This window comes from Francisella philomiragia subsp. philomiragia ATCC 25015, from assembly GCF_000156715.1.
GTDB classification, from domain to species: Bacteria; Pseudomonadota; Gammaproteobacteria; order Francisellales; family Francisellaceae; genus Francisella; species Francisella philomiragia.
Genome location: NZ_DS999308.1, coordinates 1 through 1,012, shown reverse-complemented (window position 1 = coordinate 1,012; position 1,012 = coordinate 1). Strand labels below are relative to the sequence as shown.

Sequence of the window (1,012 nt, the reverse complement as noted above, 5' to 3'; positions counted from 1 at the left end):
ATATTTTGAGCATCATTATTAGCAGTAAAAGAGGCTGGAGATATAACAGCTTTGAAACCTGAGATAGCATCTACAGAAGCTTTCCATACGGTACCATCTTTAGGTATATCTAGAGAGATAGTAGAGTTAGAGTCAACAGATACTTTCTCGGAATCACCATTTTTATTAGATAAAGTTAAAGTAGTTGATTTGTTCTCAGGAAGTCCATCAACACTAATGCGGACGTTCTCAGTAGGTATAGCTTGTTTAGTAAATGTAACATCAACATTAGATGTATTAAAGTTATATACAGTCACAGGGTATGTACCAGTAGGAGTGTAATTAAATCCACCGCTAATGAAACTTCCTATAGTAAGTGTATAGTTAACGCCATCTTCAGAAGCGGAAATTTTTTCAAGTGTAGTAACTTTATTGATTTCAAGATCACCAGAAGCAACGACATTTCCGTTTGAGTCAGTAAGAGAGTAAGAAGTTATAGGGTTGCCACTTACATCAGCTTGAGGATTAATAGTAATAGAACCTTGTTCAGCAGGATTAGAAGCAGTGTATTCTACATTTACAGTTTTTGAGCTATTTTTTGCAAGAGTAAATGCTGCAGGGTTTGCAGCTCCAGTAGCGCCATCGATAGCAGGTACGTTAATAGTTAAATCTGAGCTTTCACCGACTTCGACCTCAATATTTTTAGTTGAGCCCCAGTTAGCATTATTTACTTCAGCAACAATTTTGCCGTCTTTTAAGATTTGAACATCTGCTAATTTGCCATTAGCAATGAAATCAGGTTTAGCAGGTAGAACTATAGATACAGTACCTTTGCTTTGAGATGCTTCACCATTATACTCCCATACGCCCCATTTTGATTCCTTGTTTGGAGTTTCACCCTGAGTCCACCACTTAGCAGTGAATGTATCACCGTTATAAGTAACAGTATCACCTTTGACATAAGTTTTATTAGAGTCCCATTCCGTAGAGCTAGGATTTACTGGATCAACTGGATTTACTGGATCAACTGGAT

At 37.2% G+C, this 1,012-nt stretch carries 1 protein-coding gene; it reads right to left on the bottom strand.

Annotated elements, in window-relative coordinates; genetic code table 11:
* A partial coding sequence (locus FTPG_RS00005) for a carbohydrate-binding protein (protein WP_004286349.1) occupies positions 1-1,012 on the bottom strand: 1,012 nt, incomplete at both ends.